Annotated in this window: 23 protein-coding genes; 11 read left to right on the top strand and 12 right to left on the bottom strand. The window is 72.5% G+C overall.

The window, feature by feature from the left end:
• Window position 1 precedes the first annotated feature (1 nt).
• A complete protein-coding gene (locus tag ACIBG6_RS00740; RefSeq protein ID WP_329624749.1) occupies window positions 2-865 on the top strand; it encodes an acyl-CoA thioesterase II in 864 nt (287 codons plus the stop codon).
• 18 nt (window positions 866-883) lie between these two features.
• On the opposite strand, the gene ACIBG6_RS00735 is transcribed toward ACIBG6_RS00740, so the two are convergent.
• Both ACIBG6_RS00735 and ACIBG6_RS00730 read right to left on the bottom strand, forming a co-directional pair.
• A complete protein-coding gene (locus tag ACIBG6_RS00735) occupies window positions 884-1,954 on the bottom strand; it encodes an RNA ligase (ATP) (protein WP_399220289.1) in 1,071 nt (356 codons plus the stop codon).
• A 127-nt stretch (window positions 1,955-2,081) separates the two neighbouring features.
• Window positions 2,082-2,303 carry a DUF6011 domain-containing protein gene (locus ACIBG6_RS00730; protein WP_399220287.1) on the bottom strand — a complete coding sequence of 74 codons (222 nt, stop codon included), beginning with the start codon at window positions 2,301-2,303 and terminating at the stop codon, window positions 2,082-2,084.
• 36 nt (window positions 2,304-2,339) lie between these two features.
• Here ACIBG6_RS00730 and ACIBG6_RS00725 point away from each other — a divergent pair, with 36 nt between their 5' ends.
• Window positions 2,340-2,822 carry a glutathione peroxidase gene (locus ACIBG6_RS00725; RefSeq protein WP_399220286.1) on the top strand — a complete coding sequence of 161 codons (483 nt, stop codon included), beginning with the start codon at window positions 2,340-2,342 and terminating at the stop codon, window positions 2,820-2,822.
• Window positions 2,823-2,921: 99 nt separating this feature from the next.
• Here ACIBG6_RS00725 and ACIBG6_RS00720 read toward each other — a convergent pair whose 3' ends face one another.
• Entirely contained in the window at window positions 2,922-4,295 is a 1,374-nt protein-coding gene (locus ACIBG6_RS00720) for a cytochrome P450 (protein WP_399220285.1), read from the bottom strand.
• Between the two features lie 186 nt (window positions 4,296-4,481).
• On the opposite strand from ACIBG6_RS00720, the gene ACIBG6_RS00715 reads away from it, so the two are divergent.
• Window positions 4,482-4,949 carry a VOC family protein gene (locus ACIBG6_RS00715; RefSeq protein WP_399220284.1) on the top strand — a complete coding sequence of 156 codons (468 nt, stop codon included), beginning with the start codon at window positions 4,482-4,484 and terminating at the stop codon, window positions 4,947-4,949.
• A 59-nt stretch (window positions 4,950-5,008) separates the two neighbouring features.
• On the opposite strand, the gene ACIBG6_RS00710 is transcribed toward ACIBG6_RS00715, so the two are convergent.
• Entirely contained in the window at window positions 5,009-6,226 is a 1,218-nt protein-coding gene (locus ACIBG6_RS00710; protein ID WP_399220283.1) for an acyl-CoA dehydrogenase family protein, read from the bottom strand.
• A gap of 164 nt (window positions 6,227-6,390) precedes the next feature.
• On the opposite strand from ACIBG6_RS00710, the gene ACIBG6_RS00705 reads away from it, so the two are divergent.
• Complete coding sequence (locus ACIBG6_RS00705; RefSeq protein ID WP_399220282.1) at window positions 6,391-7,038, top strand: TetR family transcriptional regulator; 648 nt, start codon at window positions 6,391-6,393, stop codon at window positions 7,036-7,038.
• Window positions 7,039-7,094: 56 nt separating this feature from the next.
• Here ACIBG6_RS00705 and def read toward each other — a convergent pair whose 3' ends face one another.
• A complete protein-coding gene (gene def, locus ACIBG6_RS00700; RefSeq protein ID WP_399220281.1) occupies window positions 7,095-7,661 on the bottom strand; it encodes a peptide deformylase in 567 nt (188 codons plus the stop codon).
• Window positions 7,662-7,787: 126 nt separating this feature from the next.
• Here def and ACIBG6_RS00695 point away from each other — a divergent pair, with 126 nt between their 5' ends.
• The 5 genes from ACIBG6_RS00695 to ACIBG6_RS00675 all read left to right on the top strand — a co-directional run bounded on the left by ACIBG6_RS00695 (window position 7,788) and on the right by ACIBG6_RS00675 (window position 12,380).
• The gene (locus ACIBG6_RS00695; RefSeq protein WP_329624721.1) at window positions 7,788-9,035 is read left to right on the top strand and encodes a MurT ligase domain-containing protein; all 1,248 of its coding nucleotides are present in this window, start codon (window positions 7,788-7,790) and stop codon (window positions 9,033-9,035) included.
• A gap of 19 nt (window positions 9,036-9,054) precedes the next feature.
• Window positions 9,055-9,783: a type 1 glutamine amidotransferase gene (locus ACIBG6_RS00690; RefSeq protein ID WP_399220280.1), complete on the top strand. Its 729-nt coding sequence runs from the start codon at window positions 9,055-9,057 to the stop codon at window positions 9,781-9,783.
• Window positions 9,784-9,955: 172 nt separating this feature from the next.
• Window positions 9,956-10,981, top strand: a complete 1,026-nt coding sequence (locus ACIBG6_RS00685) for a 6-phosphofructokinase (RefSeq protein WP_399220279.1) — start codon at window positions 9,956-9,958, stop codon at window positions 10,979-10,981.
• A gap of 105 nt (window positions 10,982-11,086) precedes the next feature.
• Entirely contained in the window at window positions 11,087-12,037 is a 951-nt protein-coding gene (locus ACIBG6_RS00680; protein WP_399220277.1) for a cytochrome c oxidase assembly protein, read from the top strand.
• Between the two features lie 118 nt (window positions 12,038-12,155).
• Window positions 12,156-12,380 carry a hypothetical protein gene (locus ACIBG6_RS00675; protein WP_399221194.1) on the top strand — a complete coding sequence of 75 codons (225 nt, stop codon included), beginning with the start codon at window positions 12,156-12,158 and terminating at the stop codon, window positions 12,378-12,380.
• 26 nt (window positions 12,381-12,406) lie between these two features.
• Here the strand turns inward: ACIBG6_RS00675 and ACIBG6_RS00670 are convergent, their stop codons facing one another.
• Entirely contained in the window at window positions 12,407-13,453 is a 1,047-nt protein-coding gene (locus ACIBG6_RS00670) for a DUF3048 domain-containing protein (protein WP_399220276.1), read from the bottom strand.
• A 79-nt stretch (window positions 13,454-13,532) separates the two neighbouring features.
• Here ACIBG6_RS00670 and ACIBG6_RS00665 point away from each other — a divergent pair, with 79 nt between their 5' ends.
• Window positions 13,533-14,252, top strand: coding sequence for a lysophospholipid acyltransferase family protein (locus ACIBG6_RS00665; RefSeq protein ID WP_399221143.1), 720 nt, complete (start codon window positions 13,533-13,535; stop codon window positions 14,250-14,252).
• A gap of 64 nt (window positions 14,253-14,316) precedes the next feature.
• On the top strand, window positions 14,317-15,351 hold the full coding sequence (locus ACIBG6_RS00660) for an NAD-dependent epimerase/dehydratase family protein (RefSeq protein ID WP_399220275.1): 1,035 nt from the start codon (window positions 14,317-14,319) through the stop codon (window positions 15,349-15,351).
• Window positions 15,352-15,417: 66 nt separating this feature from the next.
• On the opposite strand, the gene ACIBG6_RS00655 is transcribed toward ACIBG6_RS00660, so the two are convergent.
• From ACIBG6_RS00655 to ACIBG6_RS00630, 6 genes are all read right to left on the bottom strand, one after another.
• Window positions 15,418-16,983 carry an alpha/beta hydrolase gene (locus tag ACIBG6_RS00655; protein WP_399221142.1) on the bottom strand — a complete coding sequence of 522 codons (1,566 nt, stop codon included), beginning with the start codon at window positions 16,981-16,983 and terminating at the stop codon, window positions 15,418-15,420.
• A 205-nt stretch (window positions 16,984-17,188) separates the two neighbouring features.
• Complete coding sequence (locus ACIBG6_RS00650; protein ID WP_399220274.1) at window positions 17,189-17,932, bottom strand: urease accessory protein UreD; 744 nt, start codon at window positions 17,930-17,932, stop codon at window positions 17,189-17,191.
• Window positions 17,929-18,636, bottom strand: a complete 708-nt coding sequence (gene ureG, locus ACIBG6_RS00645; RefSeq protein WP_399220272.1) for an urease accessory protein UreG — start codon at window positions 18,634-18,636, stop codon at window positions 17,929-17,931. The genes ACIBG6_RS00650 and ureG overlap by 4 nt, the downstream gene beginning before the upstream one ends.
• Window positions 18,637-18,655: 19 nt before the next feature.
• Window positions 18,656-19,318, bottom strand: a complete 663-nt coding sequence (locus ACIBG6_RS00640) for an urease accessory protein UreF (protein ID WP_399220271.1) — start codon at window positions 19,316-19,318, stop codon at window positions 18,656-18,658.
• A 13-nt stretch (window positions 19,319-19,331) separates the two neighbouring features.
• Window positions 19,332-21,053, bottom strand: coding sequence for an urease subunit alpha (locus tag ACIBG6_RS00635; protein ID WP_399220269.1), 1,722 nt, complete (start codon window positions 21,051-21,053; stop codon window positions 19,332-19,334).
• Window positions 21,046-21,450: an urease subunit beta gene (locus ACIBG6_RS00630; RefSeq protein ID WP_399220268.1), complete on the bottom strand. Its 405-nt coding sequence runs from the start codon at window positions 21,448-21,450 to the stop codon at window positions 21,046-21,048. Before ACIBG6_RS00630 ends, ACIBG6_RS00635 begins: the two co-directional genes overlap by 8 nt.

Genomic DNA, 21,450 nt, shown 5'->3' with positions numbered 1-21,450 from the left:
CGTGACCAACCCCGCCGAGAGGCTCGTCGATCTGCTCGATCTGGAGCGGATCGAGGTCAACATCTTCCGTGGGCGCAGCCCGCAGGAGTCGCTGCAACGGGTCTTCGGCGGGCAGGTCGCCGGACAGGCCCTCGTCGCGGCCGGCCGGACCACCGAGGGCGACCGGCCGGTGCACTCGCTGCACGCCTACTTCCTGCGTCCCGGCCGGCCCGGCGTGCCGATCGTGTACCAGGTGGAGCGGGTGCGGGACGGCCGGTCGTTCACGACCCGCCGGGTCACGGCGGTCCAGGAGGGGCGGACGATCTTCAATCTGACGGCCTCCTTCCACAAGCCGGAGGACGGCGCCTTCGAGCATCAGCTGCCGCCGCGGCATCTGACCGACCCGGAGAGCCTGCCGAACCTCGCCGACGAGATCCGCCAGCACCTGGGCGCGCTGCCGGAGGCCCTGGAGCGGATGGCCCGCCGCCAGCCCTTCGACATCCGGTACGTGGACCGGCTGCGCTGGACCCAGGACGAGGTCACGGGCGCGGATCCGCGCAGCGCGGTGTGGATGCGGGCCGTGGGGCCGCTGGGCGACGACCCGCTGGTCCACACCTGCGCGCTGACGTACGCCTCGGACATGACGCTCCTGGACGCGGTCCGGATCCCCGTGGAGCCCCTGTGGGGTCCACGGGGCTTCGACATGGCGTCGCTGGACCACGCGATGTGGTTCCACCGGCCGTTCCGCGCCGACGAGTGGTTCCTGTACGACCAGGAGTCGCCGATCGCCACGGGCGGCCGGGGGCTCGCGCGGGGCCGGATCTACGACCGCGAGGGGCGCCTCCTCGTGTCGGTGGTCCAGGAGGGCCTGTTCAGGAAGCTCTGAGGCTCCGAGCGGGTCCGGTCACTCGTACTCCGTGCCGCCCTTGCGGGTCAGGTAGGCCGGGCTGACCGCCTTGGCGATCGCCCGGCCGCCGACGACCGGGCTGTACCGCTCGGTGGCGGGTCGGATGACGACGCCCTCCCGCAGGTGCGTCTCCCGCCCGGAGACCGTCTCCCGGCCGCTGGCGTGCGCGAGGACCGTGTCCAGGTCGTACGGGCCGGAGTAGAGGCACGGGACGAGGGGGACCTCGCCGGGCGCGAGGACCTCCGCCGGGGTCAGCCAGTGGACCTGGCCGTCGATCTCGGCCGAGACGTCGAAGAGCGCGTAGCCGACGGTCTCGGAGCGGCCGTCGGCGCCGTACGCGAGGTCCTGGACCCCGGCTCCGTAGACCTCGCCGAAGAACCCGACGCGGCGGGCGCCGAGGCGCGTGGCGAGCCGCTCAGCGACGGCGGGCAGGCCGTGCGCGTGGACGGCGCGCCAGTACAGGTTGCGCGGGTCCTCCTGGAGGGCGAGGCCCTTCGCCCCGTATCCCTTGGAGGTGACCTGGACGCGCCCGCCCTCGGCGTGCCAGGTCAGCAGGCAGGCCGTGCCGTGGAGCTTCTCCGTCAGGACGACGGGCTCGCCGGGCTCGAAGACGTCCGGGTAGCGCTGGAGGTTCTCGATGTCGACCCAGGGCAGCAGGTCGGGAGCGGACTCGACGTCGCCGTTCATGGTGGTCGGGACCGGCGGGACCCATTTGGTGATGCCGAGCGTCTCCGCGAAGTCGGTCCGCTCGGCCGCCGCCCGGTCCAGGTCGGCGTCCGCGAGCGCGCCGGGGCGGCACACGATGCCCTGCGACAGCTCGCCGCGCAGGCGTACGGCCTTGACGCGGTCGGACTGCTTCCCGGCGAGGCGGCCCGTCAGTCCGAGCTCGTCGACGAGGGCGGCGGGCAGGACCGCCTGCTCCGGTATGTAGAGGGCCGTGTCCCCGGTCCGGTAGGCGCCCTTGGCGACGACGGCCCGGTAGAGGCCGACCTGGGCGAGCTCCAGGGCGTCGGCGTTGGGGTGGGGGTGGACGGTCAGGACTTCGGCGGTGACGCGCAGTGTCGACATTTCAGGACTCCGGTGGCTCGGGTTTCGCTCTCATCGACGATCACTGTGCCGAACCGAATTTCCCTGGGCGATCGATTTGCCGCCTGATAGCGTCCCCCGGGGTCCCGGGGCTGGAGCCGCAAAGGCCCTACGGTCCGTCGTCGATGCCCGGGAGGGTGTCCTGGACGACCTCGTGGCGACGGGAGCGGATGTCGGGGCCCGGCGGGTGGAGTTTGGCGTCGCAGGTCGGGCCGAGGCCCGTGCGGCGGGAGTCGGCGCCGGTCAGGGGGCGGCCGCAGAGGCGGCACCACACCCGGTGGGGCTCCTCCGATGCGGAATCGATCGCGATCGCCAGTCGTTCGTCACCCATGGAGAGATCAAACCCCATTTCCACCAGGAGCGGTCCATGAGCCTGTACGACATCCCCCTGACGACCCTGACCGGGGAGCCCGTGTCCCTCGCCGACTACCGGGACCACGCGGTCCTTGTCGTGAACGTGGCCTCGAAGTGCGGTCTGACCCCGCAGTACGCGGGCCTCGAGCGGCTGCAGAAGGCGTACGGGGAGCGCGGCTTCACGGTGCTCGGAGTGCCCTGCAACCAGTTCGCGGGCCAGGAGCCGGGCGGCGCGGACGAGATCCAGACCTTCTGCTCGGCGACGTACGGGGTGTCCTTCCCGCTCCTGGAGAAGGCCGACGTCAACGGCGACGGCCGCCACCCGCTGTACACGGAGCTGACCAAGGTCGCGGACGCCGAGGGCGAGGCCGGCGACGTCCAGTGGAACTTCGAGAAGTTCCTCGTCGGCAAGGACGGCGCGGTCACCCGCTTCCGCCCGCGCACCGAGCCGGAGGCCGCGGAGGTCGTCTCCGCGATCGAGGCGCAGCTCGTCTGACGCGGCTCGTCTGACGCGGCTCGTGTGATGCGGGTGTGGCCCCCGTACGCCGTCGGGTGACGGTGTCCGGGGGCCGTGGCATTTTCCGTATGCAAGGGGTCAGGGAGTACGGGGGCGGAGCCGGCAGCGGGCCGGGCCCGCCGCCTGGAGCGTGATCGCGGCCGCGACCGGGACCTCGGTGTCGACGGCCTCGAAGTCGTACTTCTGGAGGAGCATCGCCAGGGCGACCACCGACTCCAGCATCGAGAAGTGCTGGCCGATGCAGGCACGGGGTCCACCGCCGAAGGGGAACCAGGCGTACCGGGGGCGGGCGGCCTCCGCCTCGGGCGTGAAGCGGTCGGGGTCGAAGCGCTCCGGGTCCTCCCAGTAGGCCGGGTGGCGGTGGGTGACCCAGGGGGCGACGATGACGTCCGCGCCGGCCGGAATCGCGACGCCGTCGATCTCGGTGGCGGCGACGGACCGGCGGCCGATCGCGGGCGCGGCCGGGAAGAGCCGCATGGCCTCCTTGAGCACCTGGGTGACGTACGGCAGGGCGTCCAGGTCGGCGGCGCCGGGCGTGCGCCCCGCGAGGACCCGGTCGACCTCCTCGTGCGCCCGCTTCTGGACCTCCGGGTGAAGGCCGAGGAGGTGGAGGGCGAAGCCGAGGGAGGTCGCGGTCGTCTCGTGGCCCGCGACGAGGAAGACGAGGACCTGTTCGCGGAGTTCGGTGGCGCTGAAGCTGCCGTCCTCGGCGCTCTCGGTCTCGGCGAGGAGCGTGAGGAGGTCCTGTCCGTCACCGGGGGCGCGGCCGGACTCCCGGCGCTCGGCGATGATCCGGTCGCAGACCTCGTACAGCGCCTTGTGGACGTCGGCGGCCCGGCGGTTGCCGGGGGTGGGCCAGGCGCGGGGCGTGTTGAGCGGGGAGAAGCCGCGGCGGAGGACATAGGCGCCGACCTCGGGGAAGCAGCGCTCGACGATCTCGACGGCCGCGTCGACGTCGGTGCCGAAGAGGATGCGGGCGACGGCGCGGAGCGCGAGCCGGGTCATCTGCTGGAGGACGTCGACGGTGAGGGCGCCGTCCTCCTGCCATTCCTCGGTGAGGGTGGTGACCTCGGCCGCGATGGCGGCGGCGTAGCCGTCGACGCGGCGCTTGGTGAAGAGGGGCTGGACGAGCCGGCGCTGGCGGAGGTAGTCCTCGTCCTGGCTGGTGAGCAGGCCGTTGCCGAAGGACTCGCGTACCTCCTGGTAGAAGGCGTTGTCCTTGCGGAAGTTGGCCGATTCGCCGGCGAGGACCTGCTGCGCTCCCTCGGCGGAGAAGACGCCGTAGACGGTGGCGCGGATCCCGGGCGGCCCGGCGGATATCCGGACGACGTCGCCGAGCTCGCGCTGGGCCCGCAGGAAGGTGCCGAGCGAGTCGTTCTTGAGGTCGAACATGGAGCCGAGCAGCGGGAGTCCCGCGAGTTCGGGCGCTTCTGCCCGGGTGGTGGTGGCCATGATCGGTTCCCCCTTGGTCGTCACCGGCGGGGCGATTCTCCCCCAGGAAGTAACCCACAAGTAGGTGGCGTTGAACACCCGTCCGAATCCGGCCGGTTGGTCCGGCCCGCGCGGCTGTGGTGCGGCTGTCGGCGGCTGCCGTGCGGCCTTCGGGCGACTGTCAGTGGCGTCTGCGAGGCTCGTTCCATGGACCGACCCGAGCTCACCCTGCAACTGACGATCGACTGCGCCGACCCCCAGCGACTCGTGCCGTTCTGGCTGGAGGCCCTGCGGTACATCCCCGACCCGCCGCCTGCGGGGCACGCCACGTGGCGGGAGTACTGGCGGGCGATCGGCGTGCCCGAGGACGAGCTGGGCGACGACGCCGGGGAACTGCCCGAGTCCATCGTCGACCCGAAGGGCGTGGGCCCCCGCGTCTGGTTCCAGCAGGTGCCGGAGCCCAAGACCGTCAAGAACCGCGTGCACCTCGACCTCAAGGTCGGCGGCGGCCGCGACGTCCCGCTCGCGCTGCGCCGGGAGCGCGTGGACGGCGAGGTGGCCCGCCTGACGGCCCTGGGCGCCACGATCCTGTACGCGATGGACGAGCCGAACGGCATGGACTACTACGCGGTGGTGCTCCAGGACCCGGAGGGCAACGAGTTCTGTCTCGTGTGAGCCCGCACGCAGGCCGAGGGGCGGGACGGTTCGGCACCGCCCCGCCTCCTCCGTCGCCGCTACTTGGCGAGCGCGCGGCTGATCACCATGCGCTGGATCTCGCTCGTGCCCTCGAAGATCGTGTAGATGGCCGCGTCGCGGTGCATCCGCTCCACCGGGTACTCGCGGGTGTAGCCGTTGCCGCCGAGGATCTGGATGGCCTGGCCGGTGACCTGCTTGGCGACCTCGCTCGCGTACAGCTTGGACATGGAGCCCTCGGCCGCGGTGAAGGGCTTGCCGGCGGTCGCCATCCAGGAGGCGCGCCAGACGAGGAGCCGGGCCGCGTCGATCTGGGTGGCCATGTCGGCGAGCTGGAAGGCGACGCCCTGGTTCTCGATGATCGGGCGCCCGAACTGCACACGGGTCTTCGCGTAGTCGAGGGCGACCTCGTACGCGGCGCGGGCGGTGCCGACGGCCATGGCGCCGACCGCCGGGCGGGAGGCCTCGAAGGTGGCCATGGCGGCGTTCTTCACCCTCTCGCCACCGCCCGCCTTCGCCTTCTCGCGGGCCCTGGCGAGGCGCTCGTCGAGCTTGGCCTTGCCGCCGAGGAGGCAGTGGCCGGGGATCCGGACGTCCTCCAGGACGACCTCGGCGGTGTGGGAGGCGCGGATGCCGTGCTTCTGGAACTTCTGCCCCTGCGAGAGGCCGGGGGTGTTCGGCGGCACGATGAAGGAGGCGTGCCCCCGGGAGCCGAGCTCGGCGTCGACGACGGCGACGACGACGTGGACATTGGCGATGCCGCCATTGGTCGCCCAGGTCTTGGTGCCGTTGAGGACCCACTCGTCCTTGGCCTCGTCGTAGACGGCCCGGGTCCGCATGGCGGCGACGTCGGAGCCGGCGTCGGGCTCGGAGGAGCAGAAGGCGGCGAGCTTGACGTCGTTCGCGTCGCCGTACATCTGCGGGACCCAGGTGCCGATCTGCTCCTCGGTGCCGTTGGCGAGGACGCCGACTGCGGCGAGGCCGGTGCCGACGATGGAGAGGGCGATGCCCGCGTCGCCCCAGAAGAGCTCCTCCATGGTCATCGGGACGCCGAGGCCGGTCGGGTCGAAGAACTGCTGGGCGTAGAAGTCGAGGGAGTAGATTCCGAGCTTGGCGGCCTCCTGGATGATCGGCCAGGGTGTCTCCTCACGCTCGTCCCATTCGGCCGCCGCAGGGCGCATCACATCGGCGGCGAACCCGTGCAACCAGTCGCGGACCTGCTTCTGGTCGTCGTTGAGTTCGAGCGTGAACTCGGCCATAGTTCCCTCCCAGCAGTACGTTACTTGCGGTAACAGCAGTCTGTTACCGGCGGGTACGGGCTGTCAACCTGCGACGGAGCGGTTCGGGCCGCCCGGCACAGGGTGCCGCACGGGTGTTACGTTGCGACAGCCTCACGGAATCGCACGGGCGGGGAGACACGCTTATGGACATCACACACCGGACCACCGACCAGCAGAAGCCCGCGGAACAGCGCAGGCGCGAACTGTTGGAGGCGGCGGACCGGGTGGTGCTCCGGGACGGACCCAAGGCGTCCATGAACGCCATCGCGGCGGAGGCCGGCATCACCAAGCCGATCCTCTACCGGCACTTCGGCGACAAGGGCGGCCTCTACCGCGCTCTCGCCACCCGCCACACGGACGCGCTCCTCTCGGCGCTCCGGGCCGCGCTCGACGCCCCCTCCGACCGGCGCCGCCGCGTCGAGGGCACCCTCGACACGTACCTCGCCTCGATCGAGGCGATGCCGCAGGTCTACCGCTTCCTCATGCACCCGGCGGAGGAGTCGCACCAGTCCGAGCAGGGCTTCGACGTCGGCCGGCACTCGGCCCCGCTGCTGCGCCGCATGGGCGAGGAGCTCGGCCAGGTCATCGCCGAACGCGTCGACCTCGGCCCCGCCGCCGACGTCCAGGCCCGGATCTGGGGCCACGGCATCGTCGGCATGATGCACGCGGCCGGCGACTGGTGGCTCGGCGAGCGCCCCTGCTCCCGCGCCGACCTGGTCAGCAGCCTCGCCGACCTCCTCTGGGGCCGCCTGGCCGAAGCCGACGACCTCCCCGGCGGGCCTGGTTTCTAGAGGCTCGGTTCGCCTCCGGGGCGCCTGAGTCGGGGGAACAGGTCCCGGCGGGGGGGTCAGCGGGAGGCCTCCAGTACGGACGCGCCGACGCCCCACGGCTGCTTGCGGATCGTGCGCAGCAGACGTGACTTGCGCCACCCCGTCACATGGTCGGCGTAGACCCCGCCCCTCAGGTGGTCGGTCTCGTGCTGGAGGCAGCGGGCGAAGAAACCCGTGCCCTCGATCCGTACCGGAGTGCCGTCCAGCCGGACGCCCTCCACCACGGCGCGGTCGAAACGCGGCGTCGGAGCCTCCAGGCCCGGCAGGGAGAGACAGCCCTCCGCGCCCCGGATCACGTCGCCGTCCGCCTCCACCAACGTCGGATTCACCACATGTCCCAGGTGGCGCGTCTCCTCGTCGTCAGGGCAGTCGTACACGAAGACCCGCAGGCCCACACCGACCTGGTTCGCCGCCAGGCCCACGCCGTTCGCCGCGTACATCGTCGCGAACATGTCCTCGACGAGCCGGGCCAGTTCGGGGCCGAAGTCGGTGACGGGAGCGCAGGGCGCGTGCAGTACGGGGTCGCCGAGCAGAGTCATCGACCGGACGAGGCCGGAACTGCCGGGGATGGGGCGGTTTCGCATGGCCGTAAGGGTACGGTCCGCCGTGACCAGCCTGTTTCGCGCGCCCTGTCTGCGGTGCCGCTGTTCGGGCTGCTGGCCGGATCTCGATAGGCTGAGCCCGGACCGACGCAAGGAGGAACAAGAACGATGTCAGGACACCCCGGTAATCCAGAGCCGCTGTCGCCGCGCGCCAAGCTGGCCGTGACGGCGGGCAAGGCCGCGGCCGCGGTGTCGCGGGCGGCGGGGCGCGGCAGCGGATCGGTGATCGGCGGCAAGGTCGCGCTGAGGCTCGACCCGGACCTCCTCGGTCGGCTCGCGCAGCACCTGGACGTCGTCCTGGTGTCGGCGACCAACGGCAAGACGACGACGACCCGGCTGATCGCGGAGGCCCTGCGCGCCGCCGGCCCCGTGGTCTCGAACGCGCTCGGCGCCAACATGCCCGCGGGCATCACCTCGGCGCTCGCCGGCGGCTCGGACTCCAAGTACGGCGTCATCGAGGTCGACGAGAAGTACCTCGCCGGCGTCGCCCGCGACACCACGCCCAAGGCGATCGCGCTGCTCAACCTCTCCCGCGACCAGCTCGACCGCGCCGCCGAGACGCGGATGCTCGCCGAGAAGTGGCGCGAGGGCCTCAACGGCACCAAGGCCGTGGTCATCGCCAACGCCGACGACCCGCTCATCGTGTGGGCCGCCTCCTCCTCCCCCAACGTGGTGTGGGTGGCCGCGGGCCAGGAGTGGAAGGACGACGCCTGGTCGTGCCCCGCCTGCGGCGGTGTGATGCAGCGTCCGGGCGACGACTGGTTCTGCGGCGAGTGCGGCTTCCGCCGCCCCGCGCCGAGCTGGGCGCTCAACGGCGACCACGTGCTCGACCCGCACGGTTCGGCCTGGCCGATCCGGCTCCAGCTGCCCGGCCGCGCCAACAAGGCGAACGCCGCCACCTCGGCCGCCGTCGCCGCGGTCTTCGGGGTGCCGCCGCAGGTGGCCCTGGAGCGCATGTACCAGGTCCAGGCCGTCGCGGGACGCTATGACGTCGTCTCGTTCCAGGGTCGCGACCTGCGCCTGCTGCTCGCGAAGAACCCGGCCGGCTGGCTCGAAACGTTTTCCCTCATCGACGGGCCGCCGGCCCCGGTGATCCTCGCCGTCAACGCGCGCGGCGCCGACGGCACGGACACCTCCTGGCTGTGGGACGTGGACTACGGGCGGCTCGCCGGTCACCCGATCATGGTGATCGGCGACCGGAAGCTGGACCTCGCGGTCCGCCTGGAGGTCGCGGGTGTGGACTTCCGTGTGTGCGAGACGCTCGACGAGGCCGTCACGATGGCCCCGCCCGGGCAGATCGAGCTGATCGCCAACTACACCGCCTTCCAGGACGTCCGCCGCCGCGTCGGCAACTGACCCGTAGAGGACATGCAGCATGAGTGACAGCAGCTTGCGCCTGGTCTGGGTCTACCCGGACCTGCTCAGCACCTACGGCGACCAGGGCAACGTCCTCGTCGTCCAGCGCCGCGCCGAGCAGCGCGGCCTCAGCGTCGAGCGCGTCGACGTCCGCAGCGACCAGCCGGTGCCGACCTCCGGCGACATCTATCTGATCGGCGGCGGCGAGGACCGGCCGCAGCGGCTCGCGGCCGAGCGGCTGCGGAGGGACGGCGGTCTCAGCCGGGCCGCGTCCAACGGCGCGATCATCTTCTCGGTCTGCGCCGGCTACCAGATCCTGGGCCACGAGTTCATCAACGACCTCGGCGAGCGCGAGGCCGGCCTCGGTCTGATCGACGTGATCTCGACCCGCGGCGAGGGCGCGCGGTGCGTCGGCGACGTCCTCGCGGACATCGACCCGCGCCTCGGACTGCCCCAGCTGACCGGGTTCGAGAACCACCAGGGCATCACCCACCTCGGCCCGACGGCCCGGCCGTTCGCCCGGACCGTCTTCGGCAACGGCAACGGCACCGGCGACGGCACCGAGGGCGCGTACAACGAGACCGTGTTCGGTACGTACATGCACGGTCCCGTCATGGCCCGGAACCCGCAGATCGCGGACCTGCTCCTGAAGCTGGCCCTCGACGTGAACGCGCTGCCGCCGACCGACGACCGGTGGTACGACGCGCTGCGCGCCGAGCGCATCGCGGCGGCCACGCAGCCCGCCTGACGCAGCCCGCCTGACGCCCCCTCGGGCGCGCCGTCTCGGGCTCGTACGAAAGTACGGTGTCCACTGTGCGGACATCCGTTTCGGCCCCGCCACCCTGCACCGATAGGGTGGCGGGGATCCAGCCGGACGACGTGGTCCGGGAGTCGGCCCACGTTGCAAAGGTTTTTGGGCTATGCGCATTGGTGTGCTCACCTCCGGCGGAGACTGCCCCGGTCTGAATGCCGTCATCCGTTCCGTCGTGCACCGCGCCGTCGTCGACCACGGTGACGAGGTCATCGGCTTCCACGACGGGTGGAAGGGCCTGCTGGAGTGTGACTACCGCAAGCTCGACCTCGACGCGGTGGGCGGCATACTCGCCCGCGGCGGCACCATCCTCGGCTCCTCCCGGGTCCAGCCCGCGCACCTCGTCGGCGGCGTCGAGACCGCCCGCGGCCACGTCGCGGACCTGGGCCTCGACGCCATCATCCCGATCGGCGGCGAGGGCACCCTGAAGGCGGCGAACCTCCTCTCCGAGGCGGGCCTGCCGATCGTCGGGGTCCCGAAGACCATCGACAACGACATCGCCTCCACCGACGTCACCTTCGGCTTCGACACGGCCGTCACCGTCGCCACCGAGGCCCTCGACCGGCTGAAGACGACCGCCGAGTCCCACCAGCGCGTCCTCGTCGTCGAGGTCATGGGCCGCCACACCGGATGGATCGCGCTGCACTCCGGCATGGCCGCCGGCGCGCACGCCGTCGTCGTCCCCGAGCGCCCCTTCGACATCGACGAGCTGACCGCCCGCGTCGGCGAGCGGTTCGAGGCCGGCAAGCGGTTCGCGATAGTCGTCGTCGCCGAGGGCGCGAAGCCGCGCGAGGGCTCGATGGACTTCAAGACCGCCGGCACCGACATCTACGGCCACGAGCGGTTCACCGGCATCGCCAACCAGCTCTCCGTCGAGCTGGAGGGGCGCCTCGGCAAGGAGGCCCGCCCGGTCATCCTCGGCCACGTCCAGCGCGGCGGCACCCCGACCGCGTACGACCGCGTCCTCGCCACCCGCTTCGGCTGGCACGCGGTGGAGGCGGCGCACCGCGGCGAGTTCGGCATGCTGACCGCGCTGCGCGGCACGGACATCGTCATGGTCCCGCTGGCGCAGGCCGTCGAGTCCCTCAAGACGGTCCCGGAGGACCGCTACGCCGAAGCCGAGTGCGTGCTCTGACGAGACGCCACAGGTCCTGGAACCGCCCCCGGTCGCAGTCGCGGCCGGGGGCGGTTCTAGTCTGGTGCGGACAACAAGCGCGAATCGGGCTCCAGGAGTACTCAGATGGATCACAGCGGGCACGGCATGACCACGGATCTGCCGCCGTTCACGCTGGGGCGGGGTCTGGAGTTCTCTCCCGACCTCTTCTTCCTGATCGGCTGCCTCACGGCGCTCGGTCTCTACGGCTGGGGTGTGGCGCGGCTGCGGCGGCGCGGTGACGCGTGGCCGGTGAGCCGGACGGTGTTCTTCGTCGTCGGCGTCCTGACCGTCGCCCTGGTGATGTGCACCAAACTCAACGACTACGGCATGGTCATGTTCAGCGTGCACATGGTGCAGCACATGGTGATCTCCATGCTGTCGCCGATCCTGCTGCTGCTCGGCGCGCCGGTGACGCTGGCGCTGCGGGCGCTTCCGGTGGCGGGCCGCGGCTCGACGGGGCCGCGCGAGCTGCTCCTGAAGCTGCTGCACAGCCGGTACATGAAGGTGATCACGCACCCCGGCTTCACGATCCCGATGTTCATCGCGAGCCTGTACGCGCTGTACTTCACGCCGCTCTTCGACTTCCTGATGGGCTCCAAGCCCGGGCACATCGGGATGATGGTGCACTTCCTGATGGTCGGCGTGGTCTTCTTCTGGCCGATCATGGGCGTGGACCCGGGCCCGCACCGGCCGGGTTACGTGATGCGGATGCTGGAGCTGTTCGCGGGGATGCCGTTCCACGCGTTCTTCGGCATCGCGCTGATGATGGCCAGCGAGCCGATGGTGAAGGCGTACCAGAACCCGCCCGCCTCGCTGGGCATCGACGCCCTCACCGACCAGAACTGGGCGGGCGGCATCGCCTGGGCGTTCAGCGAGATCCCGTCCGTCCTCGTGCTGATCGCGCTGGTCTACCAGTGGTACCACTCCGAGCAGCGGCAGGCGGTCCGCATGGACCGGGCCGCCGACCGGAACGGGGACAAGGAGCTGGAGGCGTACAACGCGTATCTCGCCTCGCTCCAGACCCGGAGCCGGTGAGCGGCCCGTTTCCGGCCCCGGCGCACGCCGGAGCATCCAGGGAGTAGCGCGCGCCCCCCTTCCGGGGTGACCATGGGGGCGACTGCTTCCGCAGCCCTGGTCGGGAGGAGGCGGACCTATGTCCGGTCCCACGAAGACGATGGCGGCGCTCACCGGCGCGGCGCTGGTCCTGACGACGACGTACACGGTGGCGCTCGGCAGTAGCGGCTGGCTGTGGTTCGGGCTGGTGGTGCTCATGGTGGCCACGATCGGGATGGCGGCGGCGGACAGCTCCGTGCCGGCCGCCCCGCGTCGCCCCCGCCCACCGGGCGGGTCCGGTCGGCCGGGCCCGACACAGCCCTGACCCCGCGTACCCGCTCCCGCTCACCGCTACCCGCGCGGGGCGAGGACGACCCAGGTCTGGCCCGGGGCGAAGGCGAGGGGTGCCCCGTCCGGGGTGGTGAAGGTGGTGCCCGCCGACTGCGAGGGCCGGGACCAGCGGGCTTCGTACGAGCGGCCGTCTCGCAGGACGAGTGCGGTGCCGCTGCCGGTCGTCTCGGTGTACGGGGAGACCGCGCCGAACTTGTCCTGGAACCCGGACGGGCGGATGGTGACCCGCTGGACGACGACCGTCTCGGGGGTCAGCGGTCCGGTGTCCGTGGCGCGGGCCGCGCGGCCGTCCATCGCCACCCGCCAGGCGCGGTCGGCCGCGGACCAGGTGAAGGTGTAGCGGGCCGCCGGGAAGCGGACGGTCGAGGTGTCGACCGGGGTGCCGCCGGGCGGGGCGGCCCCGAAGCGGTAGCCGACGTCCCGGGCGTTCGGGGCTTGCGGATCGGTGGCGAGGGCGCGCTCCGTGCGGAGGTAGAGGTTGTGCGGGGCGGCCCGGTCCGGGGAGCGCGTGAAGGCCCTGGGCGCGGTGCTCTCGGTGACGAGGTGCAGCGGTGCGGCGTTCAGCAGGGGGTTCAGGGCGGACTGTGCGCCGGAATAGCCCAGTACCGGTCGGCCGAAGGGCGCGAGGAGCGCGATGTCGGACTCCCGGGCGCTGCGGACGGGGCCGGCGAGCTCGGGGAGCCGGGACGAGTACACGGCCAGGAGCCGGGTCACGCCGCCCTCGACCTGTTCGACGTAGACGAGATCGGCGGCGCCGAGACCCGTGTGGGGGCGGGCCGCCGCCACGTTGTCGATCTTCACGGCGAGGACGGGGGCGGGACGCGCGGGGAGCCCGGTGAGCGGGGACAGGCCGCTGGGCGCCGGGGTCGTCGTGGCGGGCGCGGGGGCCGTGGTGGCCGGGGCCGTCGTGGTGGGTACGGGGGTCGGTGTGGGGCTCGGCTCGCGCGGGCCCGGGTCGGAACAGCCGTAGAGACCGGCCGCCGTCAGCGCGCAGAGCAGCGCGGTGAGGACACGGCCGGGACGCCTGGTTCCGCGTTCGCCCGTCATGGTGGCGCTCCTCCACCAGTGGACCACGGGCCGCCGCGCCGATACAACGGGCATGACGGACGACGAACGGGGGTCGCGGGTGTTCTACCACCTGATGAAGCACGTACTGCTGGGGCCGCTCCTCAGGCTGCTCTTCCGGCCGCGGATCGAGGGGCTCGAGCACGTCCCGGACGAGGGCGCGGCGATCGTCGCGGGCAATCACCTCTCCTTCTCCGACCATTTCCTGATGCCGGTCGTGCTCGACCGGCGGATCACCTTCCTCGCGAAGCAGGAGTACTTCACGGGGCCCGGCATCAAGGGGCGGCTCACGGCCGCCTTCTTCCGGGCCGCCGGTCAGATCCCGGTGGACCGTTCCGGGAAGGAGGCCGGGCAGGCCGCGATCCGCGAGGGACTCGGCGTCCTGGGCAAGGGCGAGCTGCTCGGCATCTATCCCGAGGGGACGCGCTCTCATGACGGGCGGCTGTACAAGGGCAAGGTGGGGGTGGCGGTGATGGCGCTGACCGCCGGGGTTCCGGTGGTGCCGTGTGCCATGGTCGGGACGTTCGAGATCCAGCCGCCGGGGAAGGTCGTGCCGCGGATCCGCCGGGTCACGATCCGCTTCGGGGCGCCGCTGGACTTCTCCCGCTTCGCGGGGTCGACGGACGAGCGGGCGGTGGTCCGCGCGGTGACCGACGAGATCATGTACGAGATCCTGCGACTGTCCGGTCAGGAGTACGTGGACGAGTACGCGGCGGTGGTGAAGGCCGCGGAGGCGGGGGACGAGGTGCCCGCGCGAAAGTTCCGCCGACGGGAACGCTGAGGGCGGATCCGCGCACGGCGCAATCCCCTGGGCCGGTTCTCCGGGCGCCCGTAGCGTCGTGATCATGACCAAGGGAAACGCGTTCGTACTGGGTGGATCGGGACAGGTGGGGCGGGCGGCCGTGCGGGCCCTCGTCGCGGACGGCTGGGAGGTGACCGCCGCTTCGCGGGGCGGCGCCAGGGACGAGAGGTGGCCGGACGAGGTCCGGTCGGTGCGGCTCGACCGGACCGAGGAGGGGGCGCTCGCGGCGGGGCTTGGGGACGGCTGTGACGTGCTCGTCGACATCGTCGCGTACGACGGCGGGCACGGCCGGCAGCTGACCGGTCTCGCCGACCGGATCGGCTCGGCGGTGGTGGTGTCGAGCGGCGCCGTCTACGAGGACGCGCAGGGCCGCAGCTTCGACACGCAGGACCGGCCGGACGGCTTCCCCGCCTTCCCTGTGCCCACTCCGGAGGACTGCCGGACGGTCGCGCCCGGCGACAGCACGTACGGGACGCGGAAGATCGCCCTGGAGCGGGAGTTGCTGGCGGCCGGCGACGCACTGCCGACGACCCTGCTGCGCGCGGGCGCGATCCACGGGCCGTTCTGCCCCGGCCCGCGCGAGCTGTGGTTCGTGAAGCGGTCGCTCGACGGGCGACCGGTGCGCGTCCTCGCGCACGGCGGCGCCTCGCGCTTCCACCCGGTCCACGTGGACAACCTCGCGGAGCTCGTCCGGCTCGCGGCGGCGAACCCGGGCAGCCGGGTGCTCAACGGCGCCGACCCCGAGGCGCCGACGGTGGCGGAGATCGGGGCGGAGATCGACGCGGTCATGGGGGTGACGAGCGAGACGGTGCTGATGGAAGGCGAGCCGGAGGGCACCGTGGGGCTCACCCCGTGGACCGCGCCGCACCCCATCGTCTACGACATGACGGCGGCCGAGCGGGAGTTGGGGTACCGGCCGGTGGTGTCGTACGCCGAGTCGCTGCCGGAGACGGTCGCGTGGCTGACCGGGCACCTGGGCGACCGCGAGTGGCGGGAGGCCTTCCCGGGTCTCGCGAAGTACGGGGTGGACTTCTTCGACTACGCGGCGGAGGACGCCTGGCTGCGGTCCCGGGGCTGACCCGGACACGGTGAGAGGGGCGGCCGTCGGGCGGCCGCCCCTCTCCTCATCGCCCTGCGGCGGCTGTTACGGCTTCGGGGTGGCGTGCGGTGCGCACGTCTGGTCCGTGGCGTCCAGCTTGCCGGTCAGCAGGTAGGCCTCCACCTTGGTGTTGACGCACGGGTTGACCTGGCCGGTGACGCCGTGCGAGCCGGCGTCCTTCTCCGTGATCAGGCGCGAGCCCTTGAACCGCTTGTGCAGCTCGACGGCGCCGGCGTACGGCGTGGCGGCGTCGCGCTCGGCCGCGGTGATGAGCACCGGGGGCAGGCCCTTGTTGGTCTTCACCTGGGTCGGGCGCTGGCGCGGGCCGGACCAGGTGGCGCACGGCAGGTTCATCCAGGCGTTGGACCAGGTCATGAACGGGTACTGCTGGTGGAGCCGGCTGTTGTCCCGGTCCCACTTCTTCCAGCTGGTCGGCCAGGGGGCGTCGGCGCACTCGACCGCGGTGTAGACGGCGTTGCCGTTCTCCGAGGCGGCGTTTCCGGCGGTGTCGGTGGGGTCGGAGGCCGCGTTGTCGATCAGCGGCTGCGGGTCACCCGCGGCGTACGCGCTCCAGGCCTCGGCGACCGGGGCCCACATGGAGTCGTAGTACGGGGCGTTCTGGAAGAAGCCGATGAGCTCGGCCGGGCCGACCTTGCCGCCGAGGGGCTCCTTCTTGGCGGCGGCGCGCAGGGTCACCCACTGCTGCTGGACCTCCGCCAGGGTGTCGCCGAGGTGGTAGGTGGCGTCGTGCTGGGCGACCCAGGTCATCCAGTCCTTGAGGCGGCCCTCGAAGGCGATGTCCTGGTCGAGGTTGGCCTCGTACCAGATCTTGCGCGTCGAGGGGTTCACGACGCTGTCGAGGACCATGCGGCGGACGTGGGTCGGGAAGAGCGTGCCGTAGACCGCGCCGAGGTAGGTGCCGTAGGAGACGCCCACGAAGTTGAGCTTCGTCTCGCCGAGCGCGGCGCGGACGACGTCGAGGTCGCGGGCGGTGTTGAGGGTGTTGATGTACGGCAGGAGGTCGCCGCTCCTCTCCACGCAGCCCTGGGCGTACTCGGCGGCGAGCTTGCGCTGCGCGCGCTTGTCGGCCTCGGTGTCGGGGACCGGGTCGGGCTTGGGGCCCTTGACGAACTCGGTCGGGTCGACGCAGGAGATGGGCGCGGACTTGCCGACGCCGCGGGGGTCGAAGCCCACGAAGTCGTAGGCCTTGGCGGTGTTCGCCCAGATCGCGTTCTTGGTGGTGACGCGGCGCGGGAAGCGGAGGCCGGAGCCGCCGGGGCCGCCCGGGTTGTAGAGGAGCGCGCCCTGGCGCTCGGCGGGGGTGCCGGTGGCGTTGATCCGGTCGACCGCGATCTTGATCTTCTTGCCGTCGGGCTTGGCGTAGTCGACCGGGACGGTGACCCAGCCGCACTGGATCGGCTTCTCCAGGCCCCAGTCGGCCGGGCAGTCCTGCCAGTCGATGCCCGTCTGGGCGGCCCGGGCCGCGGCGACGGCGACGCCGATCGACGCCGCGTCGCGCGGGCTCCGGTCGTTGTGGGCGCTCGCGGCCGGGGCCGCGAGAGCGCCCGCCACGAGGGTGCCGGTTATCAGGGTGCCGGCCGAGCCGAGCATTGCCGTACGTCGCACGTGTATCCCCCAGGGTGGGCGCTGCCCCCGTGGCAGCCCCGCGTGTCAGGTTGTCCGGATGATCTTTATCGCTCCGGCAGCCGTGGGGTAAGGGCGTACACGTGTTTCTTTGCCGAACCAATAACCGGTGAACGGTGTACCGCTGAGCGGTGACCGCCCGGACTCGCACCGGCCGCGCATCGGACTCGCCTCAGAGCGGGGCGAGTTCGGTGAGGGCCGTGTCGAGGAGGCGGCGGAGCGCGAGGGCGTCGGGGGCGACGGCGGTGACGAGGGCAGCGGGGCCGGCGAGCGGGGCGAGCACGGCTCCCTCCCCGAGGAGCCGGGTCTCCACCGGTTTGTCGGCGAAGTCGGGGTCGACCACGAGGAGTTGCCCGGTGGCCCGGTGGCCGCCGAGGACCGCTCCGCCGTCCCAGCCGCCGGGGGCCCCCGGCCCGTACGCCAGCTCCTGGTCGAGCAGGGGCCGTCCGGCGCGGCGGACCGTGAGCCGGGTGACGAGGGTGCCGGGCGGTTCGCCGTGCCGGCCGAGGATCTGTTCCTCGCGGAGGACGAGCCGGGCGGTGGCGGCCAGCTCCACGGTGGTACGCATCCGCAGGTCCGAGCCGTGGGCGGAGACGAGCTGTTCGGGCAGCCAGCGGAGGACGCCCTCCTCCCCCACGGCGATCCGGACGTCGTACGTGGCGGGCTCGGCGCTCCGGCCCGGCAGGGCGAGGGTGGCGGCGGCGGCGTCGACCAGGAGCCGGGCCCCGTCCCGTACGTCGGTCTCGATCGCGAGCCGGTCACCGCCGAGCGGGGCGCTCATCGCGCCGACGACGGTGACCCGGGTCCAGCCGGCGGCGGCCCTGGTGCGGCGCAGGGCGAGGGGCCCGTCGCTTTCCAGCAGCGGCAGCCCGCCGTCGGCGGCGGCCGCGATCCGTGCGGTGGCGCGCAGGCTCACGCGGTCCGCGCCCCGGCCTCGGCCCCGGCCTCGGTCCAGGCGGCGAGCTGCGCGCGGACCCAGTCGGCGACGGGCCCGACGCCGTTCTCGGCGCGCAGGGAGGTGAAGGCGACGGGCAGCTCGCCGCGCTGCTCCTTCGCGTCGCGGGCCATCCGCTCCAGGTCGGAGCCCACGTAGGGGGCGAGGTCGGTCTTGTTGACGACGAGGAGGTCGGCGGTGGTGACGCCGGGTCCGCCCTTGCGGGGGATGTCGTCGCCGCCCGCCACGTCGATGACGAAGATCTGGGCGTCGACGAGACCCTTGGAGAAGGTGGCGGTGAGGTTGTCGCCGCCGGACTCGACCAGGATGAGGTCGAGCGGGCCGACGGCCTCCTCCAGCTCCTCGACGGCTTCGAGGTTGGCGGAGATGTCGTCGCGGATGGCGGTGTGCGGGCAGGCCCCGGTCTCCACGGCCTGGATGCGCTCGGGTGGCAGGACGGCGTTGCGGAGAAGGAACTCGGCGTCCTCACGGGTGTAGATGTCGTTGGTGACGACGGCGAGCGACAGGGTGTCCCGCAGGACCCGGCAGAGGGCGGCGACGGTGGCCGTCTTGCCGGAGCCGACCGGTCCGCCGAGCCCGATGCGCAGGGCGCGGCGGGTGCCGTCGGGGCGGTGGGCGTCGGCGGAGACGGCTCCGTGGTGGGTGTGACCGTGGTCGAGGTGCATGACTCTCCTGTCGGAGCGGTTACGAGGCGAAGAGACGGACGGGCCAGGCCGCGTGCTGTTCGGCGGTGAGGTCGAGCAGCGGCGCGGAGGCGGCCGGCAGAGCTTCGACGCCCTGGCGGGCGACGGCCGCCGCGCGGTCGGCGACGTGGTCCATCTCGGGCGCGAGGCGGGCGAGGACGGCGGTCGCCTGGTAGGGGTCGAGGCTGAGGAGGCGTACGGCGGCGGTGGCGGGGCCGCCGACCGTCTCGTACGCGACGCAGTGGGCGGCGTCCTCGGGGCCGAGTCCCGCGGCCCGGGCGGTGACGCCGAGGACGACGGGCTGATGGGCGCCGCGCGGGAAGGCCGCCGCGAGGGCGGAGAGTTCGGGGCTCGGCCAGGTGGCGCGGGCGGCCCGCATCAGTTGGCGGCCGAGCCTGCGGGCGGCGGCGCGCAGGGCGGGTGAGGGCGTGCGGGCGTCGGCGGCCGCGTCGAGCGCGTACGGGTCGAGCCCGTGCGCCGCGGCGGCGGCCAGGGCCGCCGAAGTGAGGCCGGTGGTGTGGAGCCGGCCTCGGCAGAAGGCCTCCAGGTCGTCGGCGTTCTTGATGCGGCCGGCCTTGACCGCGGCCTCGGCGCCGCCGGAGTGGGCGTGCCCACCGGCGGGGAACCGTCCGTCGGCGAGCACGAGGAGTGCGGAGCGTGTCATCGGGTCCGCGCCGTCAGAAGAGGAAGTAGCGCTGGGCCATGGGCAGTTCGGCGGCGGGTGCCGGCTCGACCGGCTCGCCGTCGATGGTCACCGTGAACGTGTCGGCGTCGACCTCGACCCGGGGCAGCGCGTCGTTCTCCCGCATGTCGGCCTTGGTGACCCGCCGGGTGTCGCCGATGGCGGTGAACTCCTTGTGCAGGCCCAGCTTCCGGGGCAGGTCGTCCTCGATCGCGGCCCGGGCGACGAAGTTGAGGGAGCCGGCCGCGGCCGCCCTGCCGAGCGCGCCGAACATCGGGCGGGGCATGACGGGTTGCGGGGTGGGGATGGAGGCGTTGGCGTCGCCCATCTGCGCGTACGCGATCTGCCCGCCCTTGATCACGGTGAGCGGCTTCACGCCGAAGAAGGCGGGGTCCCAGAGGACGAGGTCGGCCAGTTTGCCGGTCTCGACCGAGCCGATGAGGTGGTCCATGCCCTGCGCGACGGCCGGATTGATCGTGTACTTGGCGACGTAGCGGCGGGCCCGGTGGTTGTCGGCGCGGCCGTCGCCGGGAAGGGCGCCGCGCCGCTTCTTCATGACGTGGGCGGTCTGCCAGGTCCGCATGATCACCTCGCCGACGCGGCCCATGGCCTGGGCGTCGGAGGAGATGATCGAGATGGCGCCCAGGTCGTGGAGGACGTCCTCGGCGGCGATCGTGGAGGGCCGGATGCGCGACTCGGCGAAGGCGAGGTCCTCGGGGACGGCCGGGTTGAGGTGGTGGCAGACCATCAGCATGTCGAGGTGTTCCTCGATGGTGTTGACGGTGTGCGGGCGGGTCGGGTTGGTCGAGCTGGGCAGGATGTACGGCTCGGAGACGACGGTGATGATGTCGGGAGCGTGCCCGCCGCCGGCGCCCTCCGTGTGGTACGCGTGGACGGTCCGGCCCGCGATGGCGGCGAGGGTGTCGCCGACGAAGCCCGCTTCGTTCAAGGTGTCCGTGTGGATGGCGAGTTGGGCGCCGGTCTCCTCGCAGACGCCGAGACAGGCGTCGATGACGGCCGGGGTGGCGCCCCAGTCCTCGTGGATCTTGAATCCGAGGGCTCCGCCCCGGAGCTGGGAGTACATGGCCTCCCGGGACATGGTGTTGCCCTTGCCGAGCAGGCCGATGTTGACGGGGAAGGTGTCCAGGGCCTCGAACATCCGGGCCAGGTGCCACGGGCCGGGCGTGATGGTGGTCGCCTTGGTGCCCTCGGCCGGTCCGGTGCCGCCACCGACGAGTGTGGTGACGCCGGTGGCGAGCGCCTGCTCGACGACGGTCGGGGAGATGAAGTGGACATGGGCGTCGACGGCGCCGGCAGTGATGATCTTGCCGTTGCCGACGATGACCTCGGTCTCGGGGCCGATCACGAGGTCGGGGTGGACCCCGTCCATGGTGTCGGGGTTGCCGGCCTTGCCGATGCCGGTGATCCGGCCGTCGCGGATGCCGATGTCGGCTTTGACGATGCCCCAGTGGTCGATGATCACTGCTCCGGTGATCACGGTGTCGGGGGCGCCCTCGGCGCGGGTGGTGCGGGCCTGGCCCATGGACTCGCGGACGACCTTGCCGCCGCCGAAGACGGCCTCCTCGCCGGCGCGGCCGGGACCGCCGCAGCGGTCCTCCTCGATCTCGACGAGGAGGTCGGTGTCGGCGAGCCGGAGGCGGTCGCCGGCGGTGGGGCCGAACAGATCGGCGTAGACGGCGCGGTGCAGGTCAGGCACGGGGGCCTCCGTTCGGGCCGGCGACCCCGGCGGTGGCGGTGGCGTCGGGGGTTGCGTCGGCGGCGGCGGTGGCGTCGGGGATTGCGTCGGCATCGAGGGGACCCGCGGTCTCGCCGCGCAGGCCCGGGACGATCCGGCGGCCCGCGATCGGGACGAGCTCGACCTCGACGGGGATGCCGGGCTCGAAGCGGACGGCGGTCCCCGCGGCGATGTGGAGGCGCCGCCCGCGCGCGGCGGCGCGGTCGAACTCCAGGCCGGGGTTGACCTCGGCGAAGTGGTAGTGGGAGCCGACCTGGACGGGCCGGTCGGCGGCGTTCAGCACGGTCACACGGGTGACGGGGCGCCCCTCGTTGAGGGTGACGGGCTCCTCGGCGTACAGGATCTCTCCGGGGATCAT

The organism is Streptomyces sp. NPDC050842 (genome assembly GCF_044456565.1).
Lineage (GTDB): Bacteria > Actinomycetota > Actinomycetes > Streptomycetales > Streptomycetaceae > Streptomyces.
This window is presented reverse-complemented; position numbering and strand designations above follow the sequence as displayed.

What these genes read in the sequence shown, in the direction of transcription:
- ACIBG6_RS00670 (WP_399220276.1), bottom strand. Translation starts at nt 13,453, where the DNA reads ATGACGGGCGAACGCGGAACCAGGCGTCCCGGCCGTGTCCTCACCGCG.
- def (WP_399220281.1), bottom strand. Translation starts at nt 7,661, where the DNA reads ATGCGAAACCGCCCCATCCCCGGCAGTTCCGGCCTCGTCCGGTCGATG.
- ACIBG6_RS00675 (WP_399221194.1), top strand. Translation starts at nt 12,156, where the DNA reads ATGTCCGGTCCCACGAAGACGATGGCGGCGCTCACCGGCGCGGCGCTG.
- ACIBG6_RS00710 (WP_399220283.1), bottom strand. Translation starts at nt 6,226, where the DNA reads ATGGCCGAGTTCACGCTCGAACTCAACGACGACCAGAAGCAGGTCCGC.
- ACIBG6_RS00715 (WP_399220284.1), top strand. Translation starts at nt 4,482, where the DNA reads ATGGACCGACCCGAGCTCACCCTGCAACTGACGATCGACTGCGCCGAC.
- ACIBG6_RS00630 (WP_399220268.1), bottom strand. Translation starts at nt 21,450, where the DNA reads ATGATCCCCGGAGAGATCCTGTACGCCGAGGAGCCCGTCACCCTCAAC.
- ACIBG6_RS00735 (WP_399220289.1), bottom strand. Translation starts at nt 1,954, where the DNA reads ATGTCGACACTGCGCGTCACCGCCGAAGTCCTGACCGTCCACCCCCAC.
- ureG (WP_399220272.1), bottom strand. Translation starts at nt 18,636, where the DNA reads ATGCACCTCGACCACGGTCACACCCACCACGGAGCCGTCTCCGCCGAC.
- ACIBG6_RS00705 (WP_399220282.1), top strand. Translation starts at nt 6,391, where the DNA reads ATGGACATCACACACCGGACCACCGACCAGCAGAAGCCCGCGGAACAG.
- ACIBG6_RS00655 (WP_399221142.1), bottom strand. Translation starts at nt 16,983, where the DNA reads ATGCTCGGCTCGGCCGGCACCCTGATAACCGGCACCCTCGTGGCGGGC.
- ACIBG6_RS00660 (WP_399220275.1), top strand. Translation starts at nt 14,317, where the DNA reads ATGACCAAGGGAAACGCGTTCGTACTGGGTGGATCGGGACAGGTGGGG.
- ACIBG6_RS00725 (WP_399220286.1), top strand. Translation starts at nt 2,340, where the DNA reads ATGAGCCTGTACGACATCCCCCTGACGACCCTGACCGGGGAGCCCGTG.
- ACIBG6_RS00695 (WP_329624721.1), top strand. Translation starts at nt 7,788, where the DNA reads ATGTCAGGACACCCCGGTAATCCAGAGCCGCTGTCGCCGCGCGCCAAG.
- ACIBG6_RS00690 (WP_399220280.1), top strand. Translation starts at nt 9,055, where the DNA reads ATGAGTGACAGCAGCTTGCGCCTGGTCTGGGTCTACCCGGACCTGCTC.
- ACIBG6_RS00680 (WP_399220277.1), top strand. Translation starts at nt 11,087, where the DNA reads ATGGATCACAGCGGGCACGGCATGACCACGGATCTGCCGCCGTTCACG.
- ACIBG6_RS00685 (WP_399220279.1), top strand. Translation starts at nt 9,956, where the DNA reads ATGCGCATTGGTGTGCTCACCTCCGGCGGAGACTGCCCCGGTCTGAAT.
- ACIBG6_RS00720 (WP_399220285.1), bottom strand. Translation starts at nt 4,295, where the DNA reads ATGGCCACCACCACCCGGGCAGAAGCGCCCGAACTCGCGGGACTCCCG.
- ACIBG6_RS00640 (WP_399220271.1), bottom strand. Translation starts at nt 19,318, where the DNA reads ATGACACGCTCCGCACTCCTCGTGCTCGCCGACGGACGGTTCCCCGCC.
- ACIBG6_RS00730 (WP_399220287.1), bottom strand. Translation starts at nt 2,303, where the DNA reads ATGGGTGACGAACGACTGGCGATCGCGATCGATTCCGCATCGGAGGAG.